General features: G+C 55.1%; 24 protein-coding genes. 9 read left to right on the forward strand and 15 right to left on the reverse strand.

Features of this window, described 5'->3' with window-relative positions; translation table 11 throughout:
• The first annotated feature begins 11 nt into the window (after positions 1-11).
• Both ACN0RL_RS05860 and ACN0RL_RS05865 read left to right on the forward strand, forming a co-directional pair.
• Positions 12-974 (forward strand): ABC transporter substrate-binding protein, encoded by a 963-nt coding sequence (locus ACN0RL_RS05860; RefSeq protein ID WP_417514649.1) that lies wholly within the window; start codon positions 12-14, stop codon positions 972-974.
• Positions 967-2,919 (forward strand): response regulator, encoded by a 1,953-nt coding sequence (locus tag ACN0RL_RS05865; RefSeq protein WP_417514651.1) that lies wholly within the window; start codon positions 967-969, stop codon positions 2,917-2,919. The genes ACN0RL_RS05860 and ACN0RL_RS05865 overlap by 8 nt, the downstream gene beginning before the upstream one ends.
• Before the next feature lie 58 nt (positions 2,920-2,977).
• On the opposite strand, the gene gorA is transcribed toward ACN0RL_RS05865, so the two are convergent.
• The 11 genes from gorA to gspE all read right to left on the reverse strand — a co-directional run bounded on the left by gorA (position 2,978) and on the right by gspE (position 12,910).
• The gene (gene gorA / locus ACN0RL_RS05870) at positions 2,978-4,339 is read right to left on the reverse strand and encodes a glutathione-disulfide reductase (protein ID WP_417514653.1); all 1,362 of its coding nucleotides are present in this window, start codon (positions 4,337-4,339) and stop codon (positions 2,978-2,980) included.
• A 26-nt stretch (positions 4,340-4,365) separates the two neighbouring features.
• Positions 4,366-5,034 (reverse strand): GNAT family N-acetyltransferase, encoded by a 669-nt coding sequence (locus ACN0RL_RS05875; RefSeq protein ID WP_417514655.1) that lies wholly within the window; start codon positions 5,032-5,034, stop codon positions 4,366-4,368.
• 55 nt (positions 5,035-5,089) lie between these two features.
• Positions 5,090-5,620, reverse strand: coding sequence for a type II secretion system protein GspM (gspM, locus tag ACN0RL_RS05880; RefSeq protein WP_417514657.1), 531 nt, complete (start codon positions 5,618-5,620; stop codon positions 5,090-5,092).
• Positions 5,621-5,624: 4 nt separating this feature from the next.
• Complete coding sequence (gene gspL, locus ACN0RL_RS05885; protein ID WP_417514659.1) at positions 5,625-6,929, reverse strand: type II secretion system protein GspL; 1,305 nt, start codon at positions 6,927-6,929, stop codon at positions 5,625-5,627.
• 2 nt (positions 6,930-6,931) lie between these two features.
• The gene (gene gspK / locus ACN0RL_RS05890) at positions 6,932-7,942 is read right to left on the reverse strand and encodes a type II secretion system minor pseudopilin GspK (protein ID WP_417514661.1); all 1,011 of its coding nucleotides are present in this window, start codon (positions 7,940-7,942) and stop codon (positions 6,932-6,934) included.
• A gap of 4 nt (positions 7,943-7,946) precedes the next feature.
• A complete protein-coding gene (gspJ, locus tag ACN0RL_RS05895) occupies positions 7,947-8,714 on the reverse strand; it encodes a type II secretion system minor pseudopilin GspJ (RefSeq protein WP_417514663.1) in 768 nt (255 codons plus the stop codon).
• Entirely contained in the window at positions 8,711-9,112 is a 402-nt protein-coding gene (gene gspI, locus ACN0RL_RS05900) for a type II secretion system minor pseudopilin GspI (RefSeq protein ID WP_417514665.1), read from the reverse strand. Before gspI ends, gspJ begins: the two co-directional genes overlap by 4 nt.
• Entirely contained in the window at positions 9,109-9,648 is a 540-nt protein-coding gene (gene gspH / locus ACN0RL_RS05905; RefSeq protein WP_417514667.1) for a type II secretion system minor pseudopilin GspH, read from the reverse strand. Before gspH ends, gspI begins: the two co-directional genes overlap by 4 nt.
• Before the next feature lie 3 nt (positions 9,649-9,651).
• Entirely contained in the window at positions 9,652-10,104 is a 453-nt protein-coding gene (gene gspG, locus ACN0RL_RS05910; protein WP_417514669.1) for a type II secretion system major pseudopilin GspG, read from the reverse strand.
• Between the two features lie 82 nt (positions 10,105-10,186).
• On the reverse strand, positions 10,187-11,398 hold the full coding sequence (gene gspF / locus ACN0RL_RS05915; RefSeq protein WP_417514671.1) for a type II secretion system inner membrane protein GspF: 1,212 nt from the start codon (positions 11,396-11,398) through the stop codon (positions 10,187-10,189).
• A 3-nt stretch (positions 11,399-11,401) separates the two neighbouring features.
• Complete coding sequence (gspE, locus tag ACN0RL_RS05920; RefSeq protein WP_417514673.1) at positions 11,402-12,910, reverse strand: type II secretion system ATPase GspE; 1,509 nt, start codon at positions 12,908-12,910, stop codon at positions 11,402-11,404.
• A gap of 164 nt (positions 12,911-13,074) precedes the next feature.
• On the opposite strand from gspE, the gene ACN0RL_RS05925 reads away from it, so the two are divergent.
• The 4 genes from ACN0RL_RS05925 to ACN0RL_RS05940 all read left to right on the forward strand — a co-directional run bounded on the left by ACN0RL_RS05925 (position 13,075) and on the right by ACN0RL_RS05940 (position 18,659).
• A complete protein-coding gene (locus ACN0RL_RS05925; protein WP_417514675.1) occupies positions 13,075-13,734 on the forward strand; it encodes a type II secretion system protein N in 660 nt (219 codons plus the stop codon).
• A gap of 128 nt (positions 13,735-13,862) precedes the next feature.
• Positions 13,863-15,479: an FAD-binding oxidoreductase gene (locus ACN0RL_RS05930; protein WP_417514676.1), complete on the forward strand. Its 1,617-nt coding sequence runs from the start codon at positions 13,863-13,865 to the stop codon at positions 15,477-15,479.
• Positions 15,480-15,484: 5 nt separating this feature from the next.
• Positions 15,485-17,110, forward strand: a complete 1,626-nt coding sequence (locus tag ACN0RL_RS05935; RefSeq protein ID WP_417514678.1) for a glycerol-3-phosphate dehydrogenase/oxidase — start codon at positions 15,485-15,487, stop codon at positions 17,108-17,110.
• Entirely contained in the window at positions 17,100-18,659 is a 1,560-nt protein-coding gene (locus ACN0RL_RS05940; RefSeq protein ID WP_417514680.1) for an FGGY-family carbohydrate kinase, read from the forward strand. Before ACN0RL_RS05935 ends, ACN0RL_RS05940 begins: the two co-directional genes overlap by 11 nt.
• A 12-nt stretch (positions 18,660-18,671) precedes the next feature.
• Here the strand turns inward: ACN0RL_RS05940 and ACN0RL_RS05945 are convergent, their stop codons facing one another.
• From ACN0RL_RS05945 to ACN0RL_RS05955, 3 genes are all read right to left on the reverse strand, one after another.
• Complete coding sequence (locus tag ACN0RL_RS05945) at positions 18,672-20,234, reverse strand: DUF4139 domain-containing protein (RefSeq protein WP_417514682.1); 1,563 nt, start codon at positions 20,232-20,234, stop codon at positions 18,672-18,674.
• Between the two features lie 58 nt (positions 20,235-20,292).
• Positions 20,293-21,375 (reverse strand): endonuclease/exonuclease/phosphatase family protein, encoded by a 1,083-nt coding sequence (locus tag ACN0RL_RS05950; protein ID WP_417514684.1) that lies wholly within the window; start codon positions 21,373-21,375, stop codon positions 20,293-20,295.
• Between the two features lie 154 nt (positions 21,376-21,529).
• The gene (locus ACN0RL_RS05955; protein ID WP_417514686.1) at positions 21,530-22,396 is read right to left on the reverse strand and encodes a LysR family transcriptional regulator; all 867 of its coding nucleotides are present in this window, start codon (positions 22,394-22,396) and stop codon (positions 21,530-21,532) included.
• 185 nt (positions 22,397-22,581) lie between these two features.
• Between ACN0RL_RS05955 and ACN0RL_RS05960 the strand changes: the two genes are divergently transcribed.
• Positions 22,582-22,809, forward strand: a complete 228-nt coding sequence (locus ACN0RL_RS05960; RefSeq protein ID WP_417514688.1) for a hypothetical protein — start codon at positions 22,582-22,584, stop codon at positions 22,807-22,809.
• A 25-nt stretch (positions 22,810-22,834) separates the two neighbouring features.
• Here the strand turns inward: ACN0RL_RS05960 and ACN0RL_RS05965 are convergent, their stop codons facing one another.
• Entirely contained in the window at positions 22,835-23,584 is a 750-nt protein-coding gene (locus ACN0RL_RS05965) for a CLCA_X family protein (protein WP_417514690.1), read from the reverse strand.
• A 162-nt stretch (positions 23,585-23,746) separates the two neighbouring features.
• On the opposite strand from ACN0RL_RS05965, the gene ACN0RL_RS05970 reads away from it, so the two are divergent.
• Both ACN0RL_RS05970 and ACN0RL_RS05975 read left to right on the forward strand, forming a co-directional pair.
• Positions 23,747-25,249 (forward strand): FAD-binding domain-containing protein, encoded by a 1,503-nt coding sequence (locus ACN0RL_RS05970; protein ID WP_417514692.1) that lies wholly within the window; start codon positions 23,747-23,749, stop codon positions 25,247-25,249.
• Positions 25,250-25,341: 92 nt separating this feature from the next.
• Entirely contained in the window at positions 25,342-26,124 is a 783-nt protein-coding gene (locus tag ACN0RL_RS05975) for an SDR family NAD(P)-dependent oxidoreductase (protein ID WP_417514694.1), read from the forward strand.

Below are 26,124 nucleotides of genomic sequence, written 5' to 3' on the forward strand. Positions count from 1 at the left end.
CCCGGGATGGTATGACAGAAAACGTCGTTTTGTTTTGGCAACTGGCTACCGCCACAGTACTCCGCTCTCTGATAATAGCGGCAGTGCTTGTCAGTTCTGTTTCTGCGCAAACCGATGATGTGAGTCGTTCACCTGTTTACCTTGCAGGTTCGGGCAACGTTGCCCTGGATCAGCATATAAGAAGCCTCTTGCAGCAAAGCCTTCGGAACCAGCGCAATCTGATTTCAGTTACAGACGAGCAGGCGGCGATTATAGAAGACGCTCCTATTATAACGGTCGGCCCCGGCGCGTTTTCCCGTGTTCGTCAGGTTAATCGCAAAGCGCCGGTGCTTGCGATGCTGGCAGCAAAGGATTTTCTCCAGGGGTTCGCTAACCGATCACCGGGGCAGATTTCCGGAGTCTATTACGACGTCCCTCTGCTCCGACAAGCATTGATCGGGAAAGCTATTCTTCCTCAAGCTACCCGGATAGCATTGATTGCTACCACAAGTTCCGCTGAACTGTACGACTCTCTCATCGATCAGCTTCCAGAATACGGGCTTGAAGCCCAGCTCTTTATTGTAGAAGAAGACAAACAGCTCATCCCGACACTTGTACGGGCCCTGAGCTACGGCGATTTCTTGCTGGCTGCGCCAGACAACGCCATATATAACCCCAGAACCATAAAACATGTTCTGTTGACCGCTTACCGCAGAAACAAGGTCGTCATCGGTCCAAGCCAGGCCTATGTCAAAGCCGGCGTCCTGGCATCCGGGTACGCGCCCTTCCCGGCAATGACCGAGATGGCAGCAGAGTATTTGCATGAATTCTTTGAAACCGGGAAGTTCCCGAAACCGCGTTACCCTGCCGCTTTCAAGGTCGAGATCAACCAGCAGGTTGCCAGATCGCTCAATATTCCTCTCGCACCGAAGGAGCAAATCGTTAATTCCGTTGAATTGCAGATAGAAAACAAGGGAGGCCAAGGCGATGAGTAAGCACAAAACCGCCGGCACCCCACTGTCCCGAAAGCTGTTATTGCTGGGCGCAATGCCCGCCATTGTGATGTTTATAACCCTGATCGGTTTTTTTACCTCGGTGCGGCTGGAAGATGCACGTCGCGATCTGGCCGATAGCAATCAGTTAATGGCAGACAGCCTGGCACCTTCTCTCGAGTACGCCGTTGTTTCAGGTAACACACTGGCGCTGCAAGAAATACTCTCCCAGTCGATCCGGCATAGCAAGGCAGACTGGATTCGCGTAATGGACGTAACAGAAGAGCAGATTGGGCTGGTAGCACATAGCGATATTGAAGCGCTTGAACTGCCGGGTGAGTTCAGGGTTTACCGGGCCGAGATTCTCCAGAAACCCCTGGAGTTTGGAACGGACAGGGAAACTCAATGGTTCGAGCCAGAGTACGGATACGGATCGGGCGCACTGCGAGTCGGTTCCGTTCAGGTTGGCGTCAGTGATGCTGCACTGGAAGCACGGCGCCGCGATATCCTCTGGACATCCGTAACGCTCGGATTTTCGTTGTTGCTGTTTACTATCCTGATCATCAAACGTTCGCTGAATTCGATTCTATCGCCTATCCACGAGGTTTCCGGGCGTATCAGCCGTTTAATTGAACGGGACTATCGAACAGTCAAAGTGACAACAAGGCGCAACTCCAGAGACGTTATTGGCATACAGCAACAGCTCAATGAACTGGCCGAGCATCTCAGCGCGCAGAAGGAATCACGCGAGCAGACACTGGCCGCCTCCGAGCAGGCCCGTGAAAAGGCAGAGAGCGCCAGCGAATCCAAGTCGGAATTTCTGGCAACCATGAGCCATGAATTGCGTACACCGCTGAACGGCGTACTGGGTATGATCGACCTCGCTCAGGAGGATACGCTCACTTCCAGGCAGCGGGATTATCTGCAAACCGCCCGTCAGTCCACTGAGGACCTTCTTACCGTTATTAGCGACATTCTTGAATACTCTCGCCTGGACAAGGGCGCGATTATCCTGGAACAGAAGGTTTTTGATCTGCGCGCCCTCATAACAAATTGCGTTGCTTCCTATCGTCATGTGGCTGAAGGACAGGGTTTGGCGCTGACACTCAATTTTTATGGCGACTGGCCTGAAACGTCACAAGTAAAAGGGGATGCCCCAAGGCTTCGACAGATTCTGGCGTGCCTGCTCGATAACGCTATCAGGTTCACAAGCGAGGGCTTTGTTAACGTGCAGGTTGGCTGTTTTGGAGTTGAGGATGGCTGCATTATTCTCAATTGCTCTGTAAACGACTCAGGGAGCGGTATACCTCATGACAGCCTGCCGGATATGTTCAGTTCGTTTGAACAAATGGATACGGGTAGCGCCAGAGCCTTTGGTGGCGCCGGCATGGGATTGTCTTTGGTGCAGCGTCTGGTTGAGCTTTTGGGAGGGCATATACAAGTCGAAACAGACCCTGGTAAAGGCTCTTCATTCCGCTTCGAGTTGCCTCTGGAACTTGTGGTTCTGGCTGAAACCGCGATAGTGTATGAAACCACCGCGCAAGCCGAATTACCTCTCTCAATGCAGGCTCTGGTTGTGGAAGACAACCCTGTAAACCAGCGTGTTGCAGCCGCATTGCTGAACCGTCTTGGCTTTAATACGGAAACCGTTACGAACGGCGAAGAGGCCCTGAATAAAGTCCGTAACAGCCATCAAGGTTATGACGTAATTCTGATGGATTGCCAGATGCCGGTGATGGATGGCTACGAAACAACCCGCTATATTCGTGAGTGGGAAATTTCAAGCGGCCTGGGCAGAACACCTATTATCGCGCTCACCGCCGACGTGCTGCCCGAGACACAACAAAACTGCCTTAAAAGTGGCATGGACGACTACTTATCGAAACCCGTAAGAAAAGAAAATCTGAGGGAGGTTTTGGTACGCTGGGTCCAGCTGCTAGAAGGCTGATAAAGCATTGATGGAGAGTTGATTGAAAGCTGAGCCCATCCATGGGCTCCTGTTCTGATCAGGAAGCAGGTTCCCGCATGGTGACGAATTCTTCTGCCGATGTCGGGTGTATGCCCATAGTGGAATCGAACTGAGCCTTGGTTGCACCTGCCTTGATGGCCACGGCAAGCCCCTGGGTAATTTCACCAGCATCTGGACCGACCATATGCGCCCCAAGAACCTTGTCAGTTTCGTCATCGACCACAAGTTTCATCAGGCAGCGTTCATCACGACCGCTGAGAACATACTTCATGGGCCGGAACTCTGAGCGGTAGATTCTCAGGGTGTGCCCGGCTTCCCTCGCTTCTTCTTCGGTCAGCCCGACGGTGCCAATATTCGGCTGGCAGAAAACAGCCGTCGGAATCGCGGTATAGTCCATCTCACCCTCACCATCCCCGAACAACCTGCGGGAAAGTACCATTGCCTGCGCCAGTGCTACCGGTGTCAGCTGCGGTGTACCGATGACATCACCGAGTGCCGTTACCGAGGGTACTGAGGTCTGGAAATGTTCGTCTACCACTACATGGCCGGAGGCATTGAGTTCAATACCCAGTTCGGTCAGGCCCAGGCCATCTACCAACGCCCGTCTGCCCGTGGCTGCCATAACAAGCCCTGTCTCCATAACGTTTCCGTTACTGAGTTTGACCCGGTAATGGGAGTTCTCGGCTTCTACGGACTCAATGGTCACGCCGAACTCAAGCCGAATACCTTTTTTACGCATTTCCTGCTCGGTGAAGCGGCGAATATCGTTATCAAAGCCGCGAAGGAACAGATCGCCCCTGTAAAGCAGCGTAGTTTCAACCCCGAGGCCTGCCAGAATGCCGGCGAATTCCACCGCAATGTAACCACCACCCCAGACGACCGCCTGCCTCGGCAGTTGTGGCAGATAGAACATTTCATTCGATGTGAGGATACATTCCTTACCCGGAATATCCGGAATCACCGGCCAACCCCCTGTCGCCACCGTGATGTGGGATGCAGTGTATTCCTTTTCCCCCACAACGACCGTGTTCGGGTCTTTTATGGATGCAGTACCATCAATCACCGTAACACCGGCGTTCTCAAGCAGGCGTGCGTAAATGCCGTTCAACCTCTCAATTTCGGTATTTTTATTGGCGACCAGTGTGGGCCAGTCAAAGCTGACACCGTCCATTGGAACGTTCCAGCCGTAACCTGCTGCGTCTTCCAGCTCATCATGGACATGGGCCCCATAGACAAACAGTTTTTTGGGCACACAGCCAACGTTCACGCAAGTACCACCAAGATAGCGGGATTCTACTACCGCTACCCGGGCACCGCGCCCGGCCGACATACGCGCCAGGCGCACGCCGCCTGAACCGGCACCAATAACAATCAGATCATAATCGTGGCTGTCAGACACAGTGTCTCCTGTTGTTTGGAACAACGTTAGTTTTGGTTGGCCGTAGCCTTGGCCTCGGTATGGATTTCACGGAACAGTATGTGATCCTCAAAACCACCAAGGCGGATTTTCCCAAGGCTGCGAAAACCTTCTGATTCATAAAAAGGCAGATAGCGGCTGTTGCCGGTATCCAGTACCAGCCCGCTTCCTCGCGGATTTTCGGCGCAGAGCCGCTGAACCGCCTTGAGCAGAACGCGACCGTAACCGCGATTCTGATATTTCGGGTTCACGCCCATCATTGGCAACTGATGGGCCAATGGCTGCGGTAACATTGCACGTATTTTTTCGTGGTAATCGAGGTAACGCCTGGTAGACGCAAAGCCGGCTGTAAGCACCATGCGGATTCTCCAACTGAACTGGCTTGCCAGGTCCAGCCGCAAATCCGGGTCGCCGATGAACGCAACGGCAACCAATGTATCATTGACCATCACGCCGACTGCTTCCTGCTCCAACTCAAAATAGAGATCAACCAGCTCACGTATGGTTGCCCGTACGCGCTGCTTATAACCGGGTTTTCGGTGATTGAACAGAAACTGAAAGGTTGGCTCGTTCCGGTATGCGTCATACAGAATCGATCTGGCTTCATTCAAGGCGTTGACGTCCAACCGGACAATGACCGGCTCCGGCTTTTTATTGTTATCGCTGTCGCTACTCATGCTCTCTCTCCTGCCCCTGTCCGGAGAGACTACCCCGGAACCCAGTTATTCGTATTCAGATAGCCAATGTTAAACGCACAGACACCCTGCCCGGTTCACCGGCACGATCGAGCGCGGCCTGATCAATCACTACACCGTGCTTACCATTGAGCATTTCAAGCCAGGCTGCAACCTCCGAATACGGAACGGTTTCCAGCCACACACGGATGGCACTCTCACCACTTGGTTCAAAACGCTGCAAAGTAAGCCCGGACTCCCTTGCAGAGCGAGTTACCAGACCCATCAGTGCCCGGCCATCGGCGGGAACATCCGCTGAAGTTGCAGCCTGCCCTGTGCCACTGCTTCCCAGGCGCCGGATAACCGGCTCATTGGATTGTATCCAGGCTACAAGTTCTGAGGCATTTTCTTTACTCGCAGCCGCCCGATCGTGAAACCCTGTTACCGGCTTCCAGACCGCAAAATAGAGAATCCCGAGAAACACAGCAAGTGCCAACACCGTAAGTGCCTGCTGATCTCGCCGTGGGAGCTGATCATACTGAGCTATTAATTTGCCGACCGAGGGCTGCTCTTTCAGTTTCGTCAACATGATCCTAACCTCCAGATACCGTAAGGCGGCCACGGGCACCGCTGGGTTCGTTTACTACGGAGCCAATCTTGGCATCGAGCCCCTGGCCAGCCAGGCCGTTACGTAGCGCGCTCAGTCGATCATAGCTTTCAGCACGCACATCAACCACCAACTCCCCGCGAGACTGGCTGTAATTAATGGAGTTGAACGTTACCGAGCCTGTGTTCGCAACCTTGGAGTACTGCTGGCCGGTGTACTTCATCAACGTGACAAAACTGGCATCCGGGCCGTCAGTGCCCGCCATGCGCAATTGGCCTTCGACTACACGCCTTACGTTGCCGGCATGAGTTCTGCTGTCACCCGGAAAGGAGGCGCGGTATACCGACATCGCTTGCTGGCGCAATTCCTCAGCCTGTTTCTGGTAATAGAAGCCCATTCCGGCCTCCAGCGTTACCTGCACCACAAACCACAAAGCAGCTACCGCAATCAGTGGTTTCCAGGGTTTGAAGGGGCTTGCCTTACCGCCTTTGACTGAGAAGTCACGTTGACAAAGATTTATCGGCCGACAAAGGTGATGGTGATGAGCATGAGCCAGCAGCTCCAGCGGCATCAGCTCCAGCGACTCCTGGCGCACAGAGAGCCGGCCGGGAACCAGCAGCTCCCCGAGCAAAGCCTGCTGTTCTTCAAATTCCGTTTCTGTGCCGTAAATCACCACGGGGACGTCAACGACAACATCCTCTGACGAGGGGGCGGCCAATGTGTGTGCAAACATGCCCAGATTGGCAGACTGCATGCTCAGCCATTCGCCCCGCTCGCTTGCCATCATTGCAGACTCGCCATCAAGGCAAATGGACCAGCCACCTTCTGTCACCGGAAGCAGGGCGGCGTCTGGATATATGGCATCGAGCCTCGTATGTGACCAACCCCTGAAAAGCTCAAGCCATTGCGCCATTCTGCCACGGTCAATCGCAGCCACCCGGAAGCCTTCCTGAGTGTGCAGGCCAAGCGCCAGGTGAACACTGTCAATGTCTTGTGCAATCTGCTCTTCAACAGCGTAAGGCAGCGCCTGATTGATGAACCGGCTTTGTTTTGCCGGGATATCCGCAACGCAGAACAGCGCCTCGTCGCCCGGAATGAGTCCTGCCAGTAACACATCTTCAAGCCCGTTCTGGCTGAGCGTCTGTTCGATTGTGCTGCGGAGATCGCTACTGCCCTGTGCCTGGGCGTCACCACCGGCATCGTATAGCACCCAGTTATACAAACGGGTTTCGGGGTCTTCTCCGTTACCCAAAATGGGAGGCAATGGCCGCACATAAAGGCGATAAGACATGATTATCCTTCCGAGATGGTATAGGGCTCTTTGGTAATGCGATTCTTCTGCCCGGTATCCCTGTGAACCGTCCGGACATTACCTTCCTGATTGCGGAAAACCGTACTCACCATGCTTACAACACGGTTATCGTAGGTAATCCGTGAAACAACTTCAAAAAAGCGGGTTTGCAACCCCAACCGTTCGGGCTTCAGGCCCAGGCCTGCAAACTCAGGGAGCGCCAGAAAGTCCTGAATGCTCTCGAAACGCTCTTCCTCTCGCTTTTCAAGAATAGACGCAGCCTGAGCTGTCGTCAGCTCTTCGTGTAATGACATCAGCACTTCCGCTGTCGCGGTGTTTACGTTGATACCCAGGCCTCTGACCGGCAAAGTGGCTACGTGAGGTCGCATCGCCACGTATATTTCCTCGGTCATGCCCTCGATCAGCCGTAATTCAGATACGCTTGCAAAGGGCTGATTGGCTGCACGAAACCCGGGTTCTGCCATCAGATACTGGCCGTCTTCGGCACCGTAAGCACTGACCGTCTGATCGTCCGGGTCAACCCAGTCCACCAGTGCATCCACCGAAATGCCTGTAACCCCCAGAACGATCAGCAAGCGACCAAGGCGGTCTTTGGTTATCGGATCGACCTGCCCCGTAACAGCAACCAGATCATTGAGGTTTATCCGCCCGCCCAGATCGTCTATCTGAACTTCCGCAACGCCATTGTCATCCAAAGGTAAAATGGCCGCATTCATTGCCCAGAACTCATCAAGGCTGTCGACCATCACGCTGTCTTCTTTATCTTCCTCAAAATCCCGTACCAGAATCTGGCGCGCAAAGGCTTCTGCACCAAGGGCAATGCTTTGCCCCTGCTGTTGCGCCAGATAATGCCCGGCCTTGAACACTCTTATACTTTGCTGCTGCGTCATGCCAGAGGCCAGCATAACCACCAATGCCATAGCGAGTAGCACCATAATCAGCGCAACCCCCTGCTGATTATGCGGTAATGAACGATGGGAAGCGCCAACCATAATCCTAGCCTCCCTGCCCTGTTGTACCCTGGACAGCGCCCTCAACAGCGCCCTGCTCATTGCCCTGTTCGCCCGTATCTTCCTCATCGCTTTCGTTGCTGCTGGCTTCATTCTGTTGGTTAACCAGTCCCTGCGCGCCCGCAGGATCAAAGTCTGGCAACACAAAAGTCCGAACAAGCTCACCAAAGAGTTCGTGCTCCAGAGTAATCTCTATACCACGAGGAAGTGGTATATCCGGGCGACTGCCGGGGCTCAGCGCTGCCATGGCCTCGTCGGAAGGCCACTCCGGCTCCCAACTGTTCTGCTCATTGAGGAACCGCAGGTCAAAGGCGGTGATATCTTCGAGCAGCAACAGATCCTGGCCGTTATCCTCCTGGCCCTGGTCCAGCGTTGGCCAATATCGGCGCCGCAGCTCGCTGCCGGTGAATTCCCAGCCAACCCGTTGCAGACTGCTGCGCCGGATACCCAGCGGATTACGCCAACCCTGCCGCGTCAACATCAGGGAAAAATCATCCTCACGACTGGTCAACGCAGGCTTGAAATCACCGTAGAGGTCCCGGGCCGGCCGGTTGACTATCTGGGTGATGTCACGCTCGAGAAGGAGCATTGCACGCTGAAGGTTTTCAAAATCCTCAGCAAGCTCATCAACGCGGTCACGGGAGAGAATTACGCCGTTCAGCACCTGCCAAACGCCTATACCAATAACCGCCGTGATGGTGATCGCAACCAGCACTTCAAGAAGCGTAAAGCCCCGCTCGCGCTGGCCTCTCATTTTTCACCCACAAAGGCGGAGAGCGTATGCACCGGGTATGGTTTTGAACGATCATCCCGGTAGCGGGCCACTTTGACTTCCACGCGCCGCATTTTAGGCTCGGCGGTGGCCAGTACCTTTGTTGTCACCTGCCAACGGTAAGAGCCATAGTCTTTGTCTTTCGAGTTCTCGGATACCCCGGGCAGGTTTTTTTCCAACCGGATTTCATTGATGCGATTGTCAGCAACCCAGCTCGCGAGAGTTTTATCGCGGATTCGCTCATAGCTGGAGATATACTGGCTGCCAACCTCCGCGGCGGCGGTCGCAATCAGTCCGAACACCAGCAAGGCGATCATCACCTCAATGAGCGTAAAGCCTCTTGCCGATTTCCCCAAGTTTGAGGGCTGTTCCGGCCTCACCCGCCTTCTCCCTCATCGCCGGGCTGGCGCCACTCGATGGGAGAGATTCCATCGGAAGCAAGGACCTGCATATAATCCGTATCACTCCCGATCGTGAACTCCAGCTCAAAAGGCGTCGTTTCTCCACTTGAGAAAAACACGACATCCGGCCGCAACTTATCTTCAGCCGAAGCAAGGCGGGGAGCATCACTTTCAATAAAACGGGTTGTTACCAACCATTCCGGAAAGATTCTGGCCCGGAATATATGCTCACCGGATCCTTTCCAGTCGCCTGTCTCTTCCTGAAATGCCACAAAGCGATACCCATTTTCCTCTAGCAGCAGCCCATACTCCAGATTGTTCAGTACCGCCTGATCCGATGCTGTCTGCATGAGCAAATACAGTTCCCGTACCTCATTCTGCAGCTCCCGCTGTTGGGAGTTACCACCCATGCTAAACACCGCCAGAGCCGCGAGCAGCCCCATTAGAACCAGGACAACCAGTATCTCAATCAGCGTGAACCCGCTGCTGTTGTTTCCTGATCTTTCGCGAATCACCAATCAGCCGCCGATATCCCAGAGGCTGATGTCAGCAGCGTCGCCATCACCACCATCCTGACCATCAGCTCCCTTGGAGTAGAGATCGTAAGGGCCTTCCCTGCCCGGGCTCACGTACTGGAACTCGCTGCCCCAGGGGTCTTGCGGCACGCTTTTCATGTAGCCGTCAGGGTTCCAGTTCTTTGGCTCGGGGCTACCGCTGGGGCGTGAGGCCAGAGCATCCAGGCCCTGCTGTGTAGAGGGATAATGGCTGTTATCTAACCGGTATAGATCCAGCGCTTTGGAAATGTTTGTCAACTGGGTTTCCGCCACGGTTATTTTCGCTTGATCGCTTCGGCCCATAATATTCGGCGCCACAACAGCCACAAGCAGGCCGAGAATAACCATCACGACCATGATTTCAATAAGTGTAAAACCCCGGTTGGACTCAGGCGTATTCAGTTTTTTCATCGTCATTGTGTCACTCATCGTTGGCTTGGAAAGTTGGCTTGAAAAGCTTTTGTTACAAAATACTGTCTGTTTTTAACGGCCAAAATTTTCAGCCGACCAGATTGCTCATGTTGAGTATGGGCAGCATGATGGCCATCACGATAACCAGCACCACAACACCCATTACCAGCAGCATCATGGGCTCAAAAAGCCCGACAATGGCAGCTATTTTTGATTGCAGCGTGTTTTCCTGCATATTTGCAGTACGTTCCAGCATGCTGTCCAGTTCCCCACTGGCCTCACCACTCGCGATCATAGTCAGCATCATCGGCGGAAAGTAACCGGACTGGTCCAGTGCCCGGTGCAAAGAGCCACCTTCACTGACCTTCCGCGCTGCGTCTCTCAGCTCCTGACGCAGATAGTCATTGGAAAGCACCTCGCCTGCAATTCTCATGGCATCGACCAGAGGAACACCACTGGTCGTCAGAATGCTCAGGGTGCTGGCGTAACGGGCCGTATTGACGCCACGGACCATTCCGGCAAACAAAGGTAGATGTAGCAGCCGTTTGTGGAAGCGCATACGGAAAGCGGGCTTCGTAAGCAAAAAACGGAACGCCACGAAGCATCCTGCCAACAGGATAAACAGATAGAGGCCGTAACTTGAAAGGAACTCCGACATCGTCAGCATGGCTACGGTCAGCCCGGGAAGCTCCTGCCCCTGCTTCACGAAAACTTCAATAATATCTGGAACAACATAGGTCAGCAGAAACACCACAATGCCGATCGCGACAAAACTCAGAATAATAGGATAGATCGCTGCCAGCTGGATTTTCTGACGCGATTCCTGTCGACTCTCTGTGTAATCAGCTAACCGATTCAGAACCAGATCCAGGTGCCCGGCATGTTCACCTGCCGCGACGGTTGAACGGTAGAGCCGAGGAAAGGCTTTGGGAAATTCGCCGAGGCTGTCGGCCAGCGTGTAGCCTTCCATAACCTTTGCCCGAATGGCAATCAACATACTGCGAGTGCGTGGCCTGGCGGATTGCCTGGCGGTTGCTGAAAGCGCCTGCTCAATGGGAATACCCGACTGGATCAGTGTTGCCAGCTGACGCGTAACCAGAGCAAGGTCGGCTGCAGTGATAGAGCCCCGACCACTGAGAGGGTTACTGCGACTCGGCTTCTGGGATGCCGGCTCAACCTCCAGTGGCGTGAGACCTTTCTCCCGGAGTTGCTGGCGCACGGCGCGAGGCGCATCTGCCTCTAGCACACCCTGTTTCTGTTTGCCCCGTGCATCCAGGGCCTTGTATTCATAGGCAGCCATAGCTTACTGGCCCCGGTGCGTTACGCGGAGCACCTCTTCCAGCGTAGTGACACCATCCAGTATCTTTCGGACACCGTCTGAATGAATGCTTGGGCCCTTCAGCCGGGCAACTTTTTCCAGATCCAGTTCACCTGCGCGCTTGTGAATCAACGCACTGATCTCCTCAGTTACTTCAACCACCTCGTAGATACCAATACGCCCGCGGTAACCAAGCTGATTACAATGCTCACATCCTTTCGCCCGATAAACAGTTGGCGGGTTGGCAAAATCCTGCTGCAGGAATTCACAGTGCTCTTCCGTGGGCGTGTATGGCTCACGACAATCCTTGCACAGCACCCGAACAAGGCGCTGGGCCACAATACCCACAAGGCTTGACGAAATCAGGAAGGGTTCAATACCCATATCCATAAGGCGCGTGATCGCACCCACCGCAGTATTGGTGTGCAAAGTGGATAACACAAGGTGGCCGGTGAGACTGGCCTGAACAGCGATTTCAGCGGTCTCCAGATCCCGGATTTCACCAATCATCACCACATCCGGATCCTGCCGCAAAATCGCCCGCAACCCCCGCGCAAACGTCATCTCAACCTTGGGGTTTACCTGAGTCTGGCCAATGCCCGGCAGGTTGTATTCGATAGGATCCTCAACCGTAAGAATGTTTCGGCTACGGTCGTTTATCTCTTGCAGCGCGGCATACAGAGTTGTGGACTTACCTGAGCCGGTAGGGCCGGTGACCAGCAATATGCCATAGGGCCTGTGTATGAGGCGACGCAGGATTTTAAGATCGTCGGCTGCCATACCCAGCGATTCGAGGCGTATGGCTCCCGCCTGTTTGTCCAGCAAGCGCAATACAACCCGTTCTCCACCGGAAGACGGCATGGTCGAGACCCGGATATCCACCTCGCGGCCGGCGACCCTCAGCGCGATCCTGCCATCCTGAGGCACCCGCTTTTCGGCAATATCCAGCTTCGCCATAACCTTGATCCGTGAGACCAGCAGTGGTGCCAGCGCCCGTTTGGGCTGCACAACTTCCCGTAACACACCATCAACGCGGAACCGCACAACCAGGTGTTTCTCATAGGTTTCGATGTGCACATCCGAGGCACTGTTTTTTACCGCTTCGGTCAGAATCGCGTTGATCAGCCGGATAATCGGCGCATCGTCTTCCTGCTCAAGCAGATCCTCAGTTTCCGGAACGGAATCGGCGAGCGAAGCCAGATCCATATCATCGCCAATGCCTTCAACCATTTGCATGGCTTCGGCAGAGTCGTTCTGATAGGCCGCATTCAGCGCCTGATCAAAGTAGCCGGGATCAATCGTTGTAAACCGGGCACGCCCACCGCTTATTCTATTGGCTTCGGCCAATGCAGAATGGGGAGCGCCCGGCCTGACCAGAATAACCGGGCTGCCCTCTTCCGAGCGGGTCAGAATAACGCCGTTGCGCTTCGCAAAGGTAAAAGGGAGGCGACCCAGCGGAGCATCCTGCGGCTGAAGTTCGGTTTCTGTGGTCAAGGTTATCCTCGTTCTTGTCAGGCAATCATGGGAAGGCTATCACAGGACATAGGCCCGCTGAATAACTCTATACACTATACTGCCAATAAAAGGTGTCAGTCTGATAACCTGTGGGCCTTTCGAAGGCGCGTGGGCGGCTGGCGAACTTGAATTCAGGACTATAAATGCTTTCAATCAATCGAAGGATTCCCCTCATTCTGGCTTTGATAGCCGGGGTTACCATGGTTGCGCTTACCTCCTGGCAAGGCTATAGCTTCTGGCAGACCGAGAGCCGGCAAGACGGCCCGAGCGGCAACCTCGCTGCAAAACCCGTCCCAAAAAAACCCGGCGTTCCATCCGTGCCGCTCGCCTCCCTGGATTTTTTCGGCAGCGTTCAGGCCACCGGAGCTGAAGAGCCAGAAGATACAGAGGATCTTCCGGAGACAAACCTGCGAATTTTTCTTCGGGGCGTTCTCGCAGCCGACGGCGACTTCCCCGGCAGCGCCCTGATCGAGGACGACAAAAGCAAAACCGAAGTATTCCTTGTGGGCGACGAGCTACCAGGCAACGCAAGGCTCCGCTCCGTTCATCCGAACCGCGTGATTCTCGACCGCGCCGGCAAGCTGGAAAATCTGTATTTTCCGGAGCCTGACAATCGCACCGGAATGACCTTTTCGTCAGACGCCGACAACATCCAGGAACAACCTGAACAGCAAACCCGGGTGCCCGATATCAGCAATCGATCCGTGCGGTCGACAACGCCGCCCGCAAACGAGGAAGAGCGCCGGGAAGAAATACGCAAGCGCCTGGAACAACTCCGGGAACGTCTGCGCACCAATGGCTAACGGAAAATTGCCCATGCGCACGTCGCCATGTCGGCAAATGACACACTTAATGTCGTTATGGGACAGTGTAAGCACCGGATAAGCCGATAGACTAGCGTCCATTCAATTGATAACGGGAGTGAACCTTGATGCGACGTTGGAATGGCTGGGGCGATGAGCAGTTCAATCTGGAGCTTCCGATACAGGGGCGAAGCTTTCTCGCAAACCGTATCGATTCCGGCACGCCTCTGAGTGACGCCTCCCTCGAATCTGTCCTTACAAGAGTTCCGGAGACACGCCTGCCGGCAGATGCCAGCGTTGATGCGCTGATCGACACCAGCCCCGAAGCCCGGGTACGCCATGCCCGTGGCCAGAGCCTTCCGGATTGGCTGGCCATGCGCAGCGGGGAGTTCGGCGTTTTCCCGGACGGCGTAGCCCTCCCCGAAAGCAGCCTCGATATACAGAAGCTGCTCCAGTATGCCAAAGCCAGCAACATTGAGCTCATCCCATACGGTGGTGGCACCAGCGTTGCCGGTCACATTAACCCGCTTGCAGGCGACAAGCCTGTACTTACGGTGGATATGGGAGGTATGAACCGCCTCATCGACCTCGACCGGGAAAGCCAGATAGCGACCTTCGGAGCAGGCACACCGGGGCCACTTGTGGAGTCCCAATTGCGGGCTCACGGATACACGCTCGGGCACTTCCCCCAATCCTTCGAACTCTCCACCATCGGGGGCTGGGTGGCCTCCCGCTCAAGCGGGCAACAGTCTCTGCGTTACGGTCGAATCGAGCAATTATTTGCCGGTGGCCGGGTTGAAACGCTCAAAGGCACTCTGGATCTGCCCACCATACCGGCCTCAAGCGCCGGCCCGGACATTCGCGAAATGATTCTGGGCTCTGAAGGACGCATTGGCTTTATTACCGAAGTAAAAGTCCGGGTCAGCCGCTTGCCGGAGCAGGAAAGCTTTCACGTGGTCTTCTTCCCGGACTGGGACCGGGCTCGCACTGCCTGCAGAAAACTTGTACAGAACCGCACTCCGCTTTCGATGCTGCGGCTCAGTAACGCCATTGAGACTGAAACCCAGCTGGCGCTGGCGGGACACCCGCACCTTATCGGCATGCTGGAAAAAGTACTTTCCGTGCGCGGCGCCGATGAAGGCAAGTGCATGATGACCTTCGGGCTGACCGGTAGTGCACGACAATGCGCCAGTGCCAAACAGGAAGCAAAGCGTATTTGCTCCGAATACAAAGGTGTTTATACCGGCACCCGGCTGGGTAAGAAATGGGCTGAAAAACGCTTCACCATGCCCTATCTCCGGGAGGCGCTCTGGCAGATGGGCTATGCCGTAGACACCCTGGAAACAGCAACTGACTGGGACAACGTTGATAACCTGCTTGGTTTGATAGAAGACAGCCTGCGCAAAGGACTTCAATCCCGTGAACCGAGCAACAGCGAACGCACCCACGTATTTACCCATCTCTCCCATTTTTACGCTCAGGGCTGCAGCATATACACCACCTATGTTTTCCGTGTTGCAGACACCTATGACGAGACACTTGCGCGCTGGAAACACCTGAAAAACACAACCTCGGAACTGATCGTGCGCAACCGCGGCACCATCAGTCACCAGCACGGTGTCGGCAAAGATCACGCACCCTTCCTGCCGGTTGAAAAAGGTGAGCTGGGAATGCTGGCCATTCGATCTCTGTGCCAGACCTTTGATCCGGACGGTATTCTCAACCCGAAAACCCTCGTGGAGTGAGTGCGATGAAGCATCGGGACACATTGCTCAATGAGCTTCAAAGCAGCACACATACATTCGACGTTGTTGTGGTTGGTGGCGGAATAACCGGTGCAGGTATCGCCCGAGAAGCTGCTGGCAGCGGCCTCAAAACCCTGCTGGTTGAACAGAGAGATTTCGCCTGGGGAACCTCCAGCCGGTCATCGAAGATGGTACACGGCGGCCTGCGCTACCTCGGCAGCGGCCAGTACCGACTGACCCGGGACGCGGTGACCGAACGCCAACGCCTGATGGCCGAGGCACCGGGGCTGATAGAACCTTTACGCTTTATGATGCCGCATTTTCAGCGTCAGTTCCCTGGCCCACGACTGTTTCAGATATTGCTCAGAATTTACGACCGGATATCCCGCACCCATTCGCGCCAGTTCCTGACGCCCGGCCAGACCATGCAATGGATACCCGGGCTGAACACCGAAAAACTGACCGGCGCCAGCGGATTCACGGATGCAGTAACCGATGACGCCCGTCTGGTGCAGCGTGTTATCACTGAAGCCCGTCAGGACGGGGCCTGGTGTCTCAATTACGTTAAAGCACAGAAGGTTCTGCGAAAGGACGGCCAGGTCAGCGGGCTTGAACTGAAAGCCGAAGGCGATACCGCGACATTCACGGTTACTACGCCGCTGATCATCAACGCCACCGGCGTTTGGGCTGACCAGCTTCAACAGCCCGACAGCGATGAAAAACCGATGACCATACGGCCATTGCGCGGCAGTCATCTGGTTCTTCCCTGGCATAAGCTCCCGGTTTCCTGCTCGGTTTCCCTCTTCCACCCGGATGATAAACGCCCGGTTTTCGCATTCCCCTGGGCTGGCACAACCGTGCTCGGGACCACAGATCTGGATCACACAGAAAGCCTTGATAAAGAGCCGCGAATTGCGGAGGAAGAAATTGGCTACCTGTTACGAGTTTCCAACAGTCTGTTTCCCGGAGCAGCGGTATCCCGAGGTGACATTCTTTCCACCTGGGCAGGCGTTCGTCCCGTCGTCACCGGGGCAAAAAGTACCGCCGGCCCCAAGGCTCCGTCGAAAGAAAGCCGTGAGCATGAGTTTCGAGAAGATAAAGGATTGATCACCATCGCAGGCGGAAAACTCACAACCTTCCGGCTGATAGCAAGGGAGGCACTTGCCAGAGGGCTTGGAGGTGCAGAACGCCTGAGACCGGAGAAGGATCCGGTTTTCAAATCAGCGATCGCCTCACGACGCCCCGCAAACATAAGCCACCAGAACTGGCAGCGGCTTACGGGCTTTTACGGTTCGGATCTTCACTCCGTTCTGCAGGCCGGGCCCATGGTACCGGTGAGCGATGATGCCGCTTCTGGCACTGTTCCGGGTGAATTACTGTGGGCCGAAGTTGTTTGGGCCTGCAAGCACGAAGACGTAAAACACCTCGATGATCTGATGCTACGCCGCACCCGGCTTGGGCTCATAGCCCCCGAAGGTGGTGCAGCACTGCTTCCGTTAGTTCGGCAACACTGCCAGAACATACTCAACTGGAATGATGAACACTGGCAAGCCGAAGAGACCCGGTATCTTGCTCTGTGGCGCGAAGCCTATTCTCTTCCGGGTCGTTCGGAGCCGACGCATGCCGTCTAACCCACTCATTCTCGCCATTGATAACGGCACCCAAAGCATACGCGCCCTGCTTTTCGATACTCAAGGCAATCTTGTTGCCAAAGGCAGGCAGGAAATACAGCCGTATTTTTCAGAGCAGCCGGGCTGGGCGGAACAGCAACCGGAATATTTCTGGGACAACCTCGGCAAGGCCTGCGATCAGCTCTGGGAATCTACAGACGTCAAGCCAGAAAGAGTTGCGGGCGTTACCCTGACCACTCAGCGCGGCACAGTAATCAACCTCGACGAGAACGGCGAACCGCTGCGCCCGGCAATTATATGGCTGGATCAACGGCACGCGCGCGTTGATGGCCCGGTCAAAGGTCCCTGGGGCTGGCTATTCAAACTGGCGCGGCTCGAAGACACCATCAACCGCTTTCGGGAGAACACCCAGGCCACCTGGATTGCCCAGAACCAGCCAGAGATCTGGGACAAAACCCGACACTATGTTCTGCTGTCGGGCTACCTGAATTACCGTTTAACCGGTGAGTTCCGGGACTCGACCGGCAGCCAGGTGGGTTATCTGCCCTTTGATTATAAAAAGCACCGCTGGGCCGCCTCGCGGGATTTCAAATGGCAAACCATGCCGGTAAAAAAATCCATGCTGCCGGAACTGGTCAGTCCTGGCACCACTCTGGGCCATCTCACCCCGGAGGCCGCCAGCCACCTTGGTCTTCCGGAACGCCTGCCGGTGATCGCGGCCGCCTCTGACAAAGCCTGCGAAATACTCGGTTCCGGCGGTCTGACGCCTGACATAGGCTGTATGAGCTATGGCACCACCGCCACTATCAACGCCACCAACAAGCGCTATGTGGAACCGGTACGTTTGATGCCACCCTATCCTTCAGCCTTGCCCGGACACTACTCCACAGAAGTGATGATTTACCGGGGTTTCTGGATGGTGAGCTGGTTCAAGCGGGAATTCGGTTTACGAGAGCGGGAAATTGCCGAACAACGGGGTATTGAGCCGGAAGAGCTGTTTGATGAACTGGTTCAGGCTGTACCGGCGGGCTCCATGGGCCTGATGCTGCAACCTTACTGGTCGCCGGGTGTGCGCCAACCCGGGCCGGAAGCCAAAGGCTCCATCATCGGTTTCGGCGATGTTCACACTCGCTCGCATATCTACCGGGCCATTCTCGAAGGCCTGGCTTACGCACTGCGCGAGGGTAAAGAAAAGATCGAAAAGCGCAGCGGCATTAAAATCCGCAAGCTTCGGGTTGCAGGCGGCGGCTCCCAGAGCGATGCGGCCATGCAGTTGACCGCCGACGTATTCGGCTTGCCCGCCGAGCGCCCTCACACCTATGAGACCTCGGGGCTGGGTGCCGCGATTGATGCCGCCGTTGGCCTGGGCCTGCATCCGGATTTCGAAACCGCCGTGGCGGCTATGACCCGCGTTGGCGATGTGTTCGAGCCCAACCCTGAAGCGCGGGAGCTATACGAAAGGCTCTACTCCGAAGTCTACCTTCGTATGTACCCGCAACTTCAGCCGCTTTACCAGAAAATCCGGGATATCACCGGCTATCCAAAGTAGGTGTTTCAGTAATTACAGGCTTGGCAGCGCGGTTCCCTCGGGAACCCGAATCTCAAACCCGGATTTCACATTCACAGCCTGACCGGCGGGCACTTCTCGATTCCAGGCCAGAATGCCCTTTTTGTCATCAACATCCCGCTCTACTGGCTCACTGATCTCCAGCGGCTTAACGGTAAGAATGTCCTTCTGCGACACCGGAAGCCGGTCAAAAATCCGAACCTGCACAGGTTTCGAATGGTGGTTCGTGATCTCAAACCGGTTTTGCCGGCGCTGAACATTCTCGCTTTTCCACATGCCTTCCTCTCCGGTGCGTTCAAGCTCGTTCACCACCGCAACCCGGATACCCTCATCTACCCCGAATCCGAGCGTGAGCTTCTCACCGTCTGTCAGCTCCGGAAGCTGGCTTTCACCCACGCTTTGCCCATCCCGGTATAATGTTAACCGGCCTGCAGGTATAGGAGCATCAGACTGAAAAGTGCCCGTCGCATGCAAATACCCAGTGGGATTTATGACAGGCGCCGTCCAGGTCGAAACCTTAACCGGAATCCGGTGTTCTGCAACTATTAGCCGCTGCCCAGAATTACCACTGGAAATATCAACCGGTTGTTGCAGCCGATAGCTTTGAGTAAAGGTGCTCTGACGCTCCACAACCGCCGCGCTGCTACCCATGACCATCTCCGCCTGCATATCGGCCATAGGCGCTAATGACTTCGAGCGATAAACCTCAGGAGGTTCAGGGCTGACAACCCATGAATAAAGAGGTGGCATCGCGATTCCCCGACGGGCGTTTGCGGTCGCAAGATGCAGTTCAACACCCTGCCAATCGGTTCCGGTCGCCTGTTGCACAACGGCGAGATGTTCAAGTGTCATTTCACCACCCGCCTCACCTTCACGCTCCGTTTTCAGGCGGGCAGTGTATTCGCTCCGCCAACTGGCTTCCGGCGTTTGAAATCTCAGCTTCACCTGCAGCTCGCCATTTTTGGGCACCAGATAGCTGACCACTACCTTTTTGGTTGCCCTTGCACCCTGTTTAATCTGGGAAAGCTCGCGGACCAATTGGTCTTTCAAGGCAATGTCATCAGTCATTTCTGAACGAATCGCCCGTATTTCAGACAACGCACTCTGTGTTGTATTCTTCAACGCGGCAGCCATGTCATTAAGCTCTGAAGCCGACAGCTCGTGCGGAGACTCAGCTGCTTTGCTCATAAGCGTAACCTGCTGATTCCACGACCGGATCGAATCCTCCTGTTCCTGAATCCGCAAGGTAACCGCAGCCAGCTCATCGCGGATCCGTCGAGTTTCTCCGGCCACGAATTCTGCCTGCTCAACCCGACTGACCTGAACCTGCATAATCTGCGATCCCGGCACACCTTCAAGCATAACCTGCAAACTCTGATCAAGAAGGCTGACCGGTAAACCCTCAATCTCCAGAGCTCCTGCACCGGAACTCACCTGCTCGCTTTCCTCCCAGGTGAGCTCCGCATGGGAAGGATATAAGGTTGCGGTTGTGATCTCCGCCTGAGCCAGCAACGGTGAAGCCGCAATGGCAATCGCCAGCAGGGAATGCTTTTTCATGGGAAGAGTCCTTATGGTTACGACTGTTTTGGTACCAGCTGTTTTGACATGACGAGCGTTATTCGCCTGGCGCTGGCACATCCTGTTTACTCGCGCTCTGCTCCCGGACGATTTCTTTTGCCCGGCCACGGTCATCGCCATCGGGTCGCAGTGGCTCCTGATCTTGCCCTCTAGCCGGAGCAAGCACCACTCGGGTGAGCAATGGAAAGTGATCCGACCCTATTGAAGGCAAACGGGTAATGGAGGCAAGCGTAAAATGATGACTGTGGAACAGGTGATCAAGCGGCCAGCGTAACGGCCAATAATCTGCGTGAAACGTACTGTAAAATCCTCGCCCCACCCTTGGATCAAGCAAACCACTTACCTTGCGGAACAGGCGAGTCGTCGGCGACCACGCCACGTCGTTCAGATCGCCGGTTACGATCACAGGCTCATCACTGTCAGCAACACTTCGCCCGACAATCACCAGTTCTGCATCCCGCTCTGTTGATTCGTCGTTTTCCGTGGGACTCGGCGGCGCAGGATGCACGAAGTGCACTCTCACACAATCGCCGGACCCAAGCTCAACCAGTGCGTGCATGGAGGGCACCTTGTCCTCAATTAAAAAGCACACTTCCGACTCGTGCAGTGGTAGCCGCGAGAACACATGCATGCCATAGAGGTTATCCAGCGGGCACTTGATGGTGTAAGGCATCTCACTTTCCAGCGCCGCCAACTGGTCTTCCCACCACTGATCCGATTCGAGCGTTACAAGAATATCGGGCTGATGCTGTTCAACAAGTTTCAATAGTGCCGGGGCGTTACGATTAGGCGTGAGTACGTTGGATGTCAGTATGGCCAACGTCCGTTCCGGGTTTTTCATACGGGCAGTTTTGACCTCGCAGGGCCAGATCGCGGTATAGGGTAAGATCCACCAGAGCTGTGCTACCAATGACGATCCTGCCACAACAACAAGTAACCAGCTCAGAGGGCGGGCCAGATCCAGAAGCAGCAACTGCGTAACCATCAACAACGCTGCCAGCACCGCCAGCTGCAGACGCGGAAAGTCGAAGCTCCGAACGCTCCAGTGGGGGTTCTGCCAAAGCGGCAGAAAGGTCGCTATAGCTATGGCAAAAGTACAGACGAGCAGCGTGAGTAACATCAGTGGCCTGGCGTGTCCCGATACAAAGTACAGTATTACAATCGCCGACTGGCGATCATGGATATCAAAACCTGCAAAGCGCGCACATGGCAAGCCTGCGCTTCACGATTAAAAACCATAAGCTGGCGTTGGGCATAAGTCCAGCCAACGCACTCTAACTGCCCTGCAGGCTCCGAAATGCACCTTTCACATGGAGCGCCAGTGCGTCATTCAGCTCGTTAGAGCCCTTTCGGACGAGTGCCAGCTGGTAGGAGCCTATTTCGGGTAAACCCTGGTTGGCTATTTCCTTTAGCGGCGAGCGCACAAGACTCTTCGGGAAGGGCGCAACGGCGAGATCCGCAACCATCGCGGCCTCCTGACCAGAGCAATGTTCACATGTGTAGGCAATACGGTAAGGCTTTGCAGCACTATCAAGAGCCCGCAATGTCATGCGCCGCCAGGAGCAGCCGTCGTGAGCCACCGCTACCGGCAGGGGCATTCGCAAGAATGCGGAACCATCCTCCCGCCCAGCCCAGACCAGCGGCTCTTCGTACACCACTTCACCGCGAATATCCCGGACTTCATCCGCAACGGTAACCAACGCCAAATCCAGCTCGCCAGCATCCAGCCGGGCCAGGTTTTGCTTACTCGAGCCAACAACAACGTTCACCAACACAGCAGGATAGGAGCGCGCAAACTGGGCCAGCACCTCAGGCAGAATTCGCGTTCCAACATCGTCTGATGTTCCGATACCAACCTTGCCTTCCAACGTTGGCGAGAGAAAATACCGAACCGCCTCCTCATTCAGGCGCAGCAATCGACGGCTATAGTCCAGAAGCGCTTCGCCTTCAGCTGTCAGGCGAACCTGCCGAGGTTCACGGATAAACAGGCATTTGCCAAGATTCTGTTCCAGTTGCTTGATTTGCATGCTGAGTGCCGAGGGCGTTCGATGCACAACCTTGGCCGCACCGGTAAAGGTGCCGCACTCGGAAATAGCAACGAAGGTTCTGAGCACATCATTGTCCAGCAACGGAATTGCCACGAGACCACTCCTCACTCATAAATAGCCAGAATTCTGACTTAAGCATATCTGAACGCAGAGTTAAATTCTTTTCGTTTGATTGAACACAAGTGGAGGCCCATCCTGTTCAATTCGGTGAACCGGTGGGCAGTTTTTGCGCACTCGATTGCTTTCGAATCAGGAAGATTTAAAGACAGGTGGCGACCATGCTCAGCATCAGAAGCAACGATCAGGTAAACGGGCTACGTGCTTTGTCCTGGATGAAGAATTACTCCCGGCGTCAGCAATTTCGGCGCATGGCTATGTCGCTGCTGGCGGAGAAAGACGATGTTCTCTCAGACCTGGGCTACGAGCGCAGAAACCTTTTCGATGCGCTGAAACTGCCACTGAGCAGTGATGCCGTGCGATACCTTGAGCAGCACCGCAGAGTTTGATTTCAACATCAGAACGCGAGGCACCTCACCCCGCTTTCGCCTGCTCCCGAAAGAGTGCCCGGCCGAGGCTCTCGAAATACCTCGCAAACGCAGCATTAATCGCCTGCCGGTGCCTGCCCACCGGGTAGAGCCCGGCCCTGGCCTCTTCTGAGTAGAGTGTGCCACGCACCAGAAAGCTGTTACCGGGTTCACTGTCTTCTACAAACGCTTCGAAAGCCCGGGCACAGAGTTCTTCAGGTTGCGCGTAATACAACACATTGCGCTGCTGATCGGCCTGTTTTGAACATAGAAACAGCTCACTGGGCTGGGTGCCATCTTCATTCAGGAGAATCGTTCTGAAACACTTACTCAGTAACTCATTGAGCGGGTGTTCTCTCTGGTCTGCGCTATCCAGCCAGGCGGCGGATGCAAAGCCATGCTTGGCGGAGTTGCGAAACGCTTTGCTTCCCATGTAGTGATCGAAGGCGTGAAACCATTCGTGCGCAAGGCTACCTGCCCCCGCATTCTTGGCCAGAGCCAGTTGCCGGGTTGCGGGAATATAGTGTGCGGCGACGCCAGGCCGCCCACCAATTCCGTACTGAAGGCCCAAAGAGCCTCGCAGGGAAACAAGTGCTTCCGGGCCCCGAAGAATGAGCAACAGATCGCTTAGCGCCCGATAGAAGCGGCCAGCTGCCCTGTCGCGTTCTTCCGGTGTTACCCAGTTTCCGACTTCGATGCTGCGGAAATCGAATCGGCGTCTCACTGTTATAAAAGACACCGAAGCTTGTCCCGTCATCACTTCCCCCTCGCATTTCCGCAACCAAGCCAATCAGCCGCTGGCAAGAGGCAAGATATACGTCGCTAACTGTTTATACATACAGTATTCTGGGCATAGACAACAAACGAGTCAATCCCGGTATTGCATATTCAAACGCGCACGCTGATGGAGAGCGTCTAAATGCAAATCTTCTGGCTTAAACGCAACCTTCGGCTGCAGGACTCCGAGCCGTTTTTTTACAGCATGAAAGCCTTTCGCGCTCACGGAAAAGTTCTCCCGCTTTACGTTCATGAGCCCAGTCTTATCGCCCAACCAGACGTATCTCGCCAACATCAGGCCTTCATCCACGAAACCCTCACCGAACTTTCAGATGAGCTTCAAGCGCTGGGTGGCGAGCTGCTGCAAGCAGTGGGAGAGACAATTTCGGTTTTAGAAAAAGTTCATCGATGTTCCCGAATCACGCGGGTATGGACGCACCGGGAAACGACACAAAACAGCCAGCATAAAAGAGACAACGACATTCGGGCCTGGTGCGAAACAAACGGCATTGAACTGCTGGAAATCGGGCAAAATGGTGTTGCGCGCGGCTCTCGGGTTCCAGCATCGTTCCCGGCGTATTTTTCAGAATGCATCAACCTCACGTTGAGAGATCCGGCCGGAGCTGATCTGTCAGAGCGATTCGCACCACTTCCCTTCCCAACCTGCCTCGCAGACGAGATTCCACTGGCACAAGGGTCCGACAAACCCTATCGGCAAACAGGCGGGCGGAAGGCAGCGCAAAAAATCCTGAATGCATTTTTCAACGTGCGTAATCTCAGCCGCTATCCTTCACAGATATCGAGCCCCAATACCGCCTGGGAGGGTTGTTCGCGGATTTCTACCTATCTGGCGTATGGCGTTGTCTCAGATCGCGAGGTGTTCCAGGCAGTCGATCGTGCGGTCTCCAGTGGTCACCAGAACCAGACTGACACCGAATCAAAGCGCCTGCAGGACCGGGCCCGGTTCTTCCTCGAACGACTGCGCTGGCGTCGGCAGTATATTCAGCTATTTGAAACACACCCGGAGCTGGAAACCGAATGCATGCTTCCACAATTCAACGGCATCCGTGAGGCAGAGTTTAACGACGCCCTGTTCAATGCATGGGCATCTGGCCACACCGGGATTCCATACATCGACGCAGCGATAAGGTGTCTGAGTGCCTGCGGCTGGATCAACATGAGGCTCCGGGCAACGGTCGTTTCATTTGCCACGATGAACCTGTGGCTGCCCACCCACAAAGTCGCACAGTTTCTCGCCAATGAGTTTCTCGATTACGAGCCAGGAATACACCATGTCATTCACCAGATCGTTTCCGGAACCTCCGACTTTGATGCACTGATGGTTTACGACCCGATGAAGCAGGCAATAGATCACGACCCTGAAGGACATTTTATCAGGCGCTGGGTGCCAGAACTTGCGGAACTGAAAGGTACCAGCATCCACGATCTTTCGCGCACCTCGGGGTACAAATCTCGAATTGCGGAAGAAAAAGGGTTTGGTGCGTATCCGGCACCGGTGGTCGATCACAAAAAGACGTCGAAAATCGCCAAACGCCGGATTCACGCAATAAAAACGGGCCTGCCGGACCCAGGGCCTGAACATGCAGATGAGGCAAGCTCCACTCAGCAGCTGGATTTAATCTGAAAAATGCACAGAGTTGAGCGCCCGTCTGTTTCCGATAGAATGCGCCTTAGCTAAACTTCTTTTCAAACCAACAAACACAAAACGGACACGCCATGAAACTCAAAGATTCTGTTGCCATTGTGACCGGCTCATCCTCTGGCATAGGTGCCGCCATCGCACGTCTGTTTGCAGAACACGGTTGCCATGTGGTGATCAACTTCAGCAACAATGAAAACGGTGCCCGCGCAGTGGCCTCTGAGTGCGAAAAGCATGGTGTGAAGACGCTGGTTTACCGGGCTAATGTGGCCGAGGATGCCGAATGCCGCGCTATGGTAAATGCCACACTGGAACAGTTTGGCCGCATCGACATTCTGGTTAATAACGCAGGCACTACCAGGTTCTGTAACCACAACAATCTCGACGGCCTCGACAAGCAGGACTTCCTTGATCTGTATGAGGTCAACACAATCGGCCCCTACCAGATGACACGGGCCGCAGAGAAGGCGCTGCGAGCCAATGGCTCCGGTCACATCGTAAACATGGCGTCTATTGCTGGTCTGGCGGGTATTGGCAGCTCCATTGCCTATGCGGCATCCAAAGGCGCGTTGATCACCATGACCCGCTCCCTCGCCCGCGTGATGGGCCCAGAAGTGCGGGTCAATGCTGTGTGCCCGGGTTTTGTTCAGGGCGAATGGCTGAAGAAAGGTCTTGGTGAGGACAAATACAACGCATTACTGGAAAAGACCAAAGCCGCGGCACCCCTGAACGATACAGCGTCGCCGGAAACCGTGGCGGATGTCTGCCTGGGCCTGATCATCGGTGGTGATCTGACCACCGGCGAAACCATCCTCATCGACGGCGGCGCGCACCTGGGTGCGGCGCCGGTTCGTCGCTGA

This window comes from Marinobacter sp., assembly GCF_048259445.1.
Lineage (GTDB): Bacteria > Pseudomonadota > Gammaproteobacteria > Pseudomonadales > Oleiphilaceae > Marinobacter.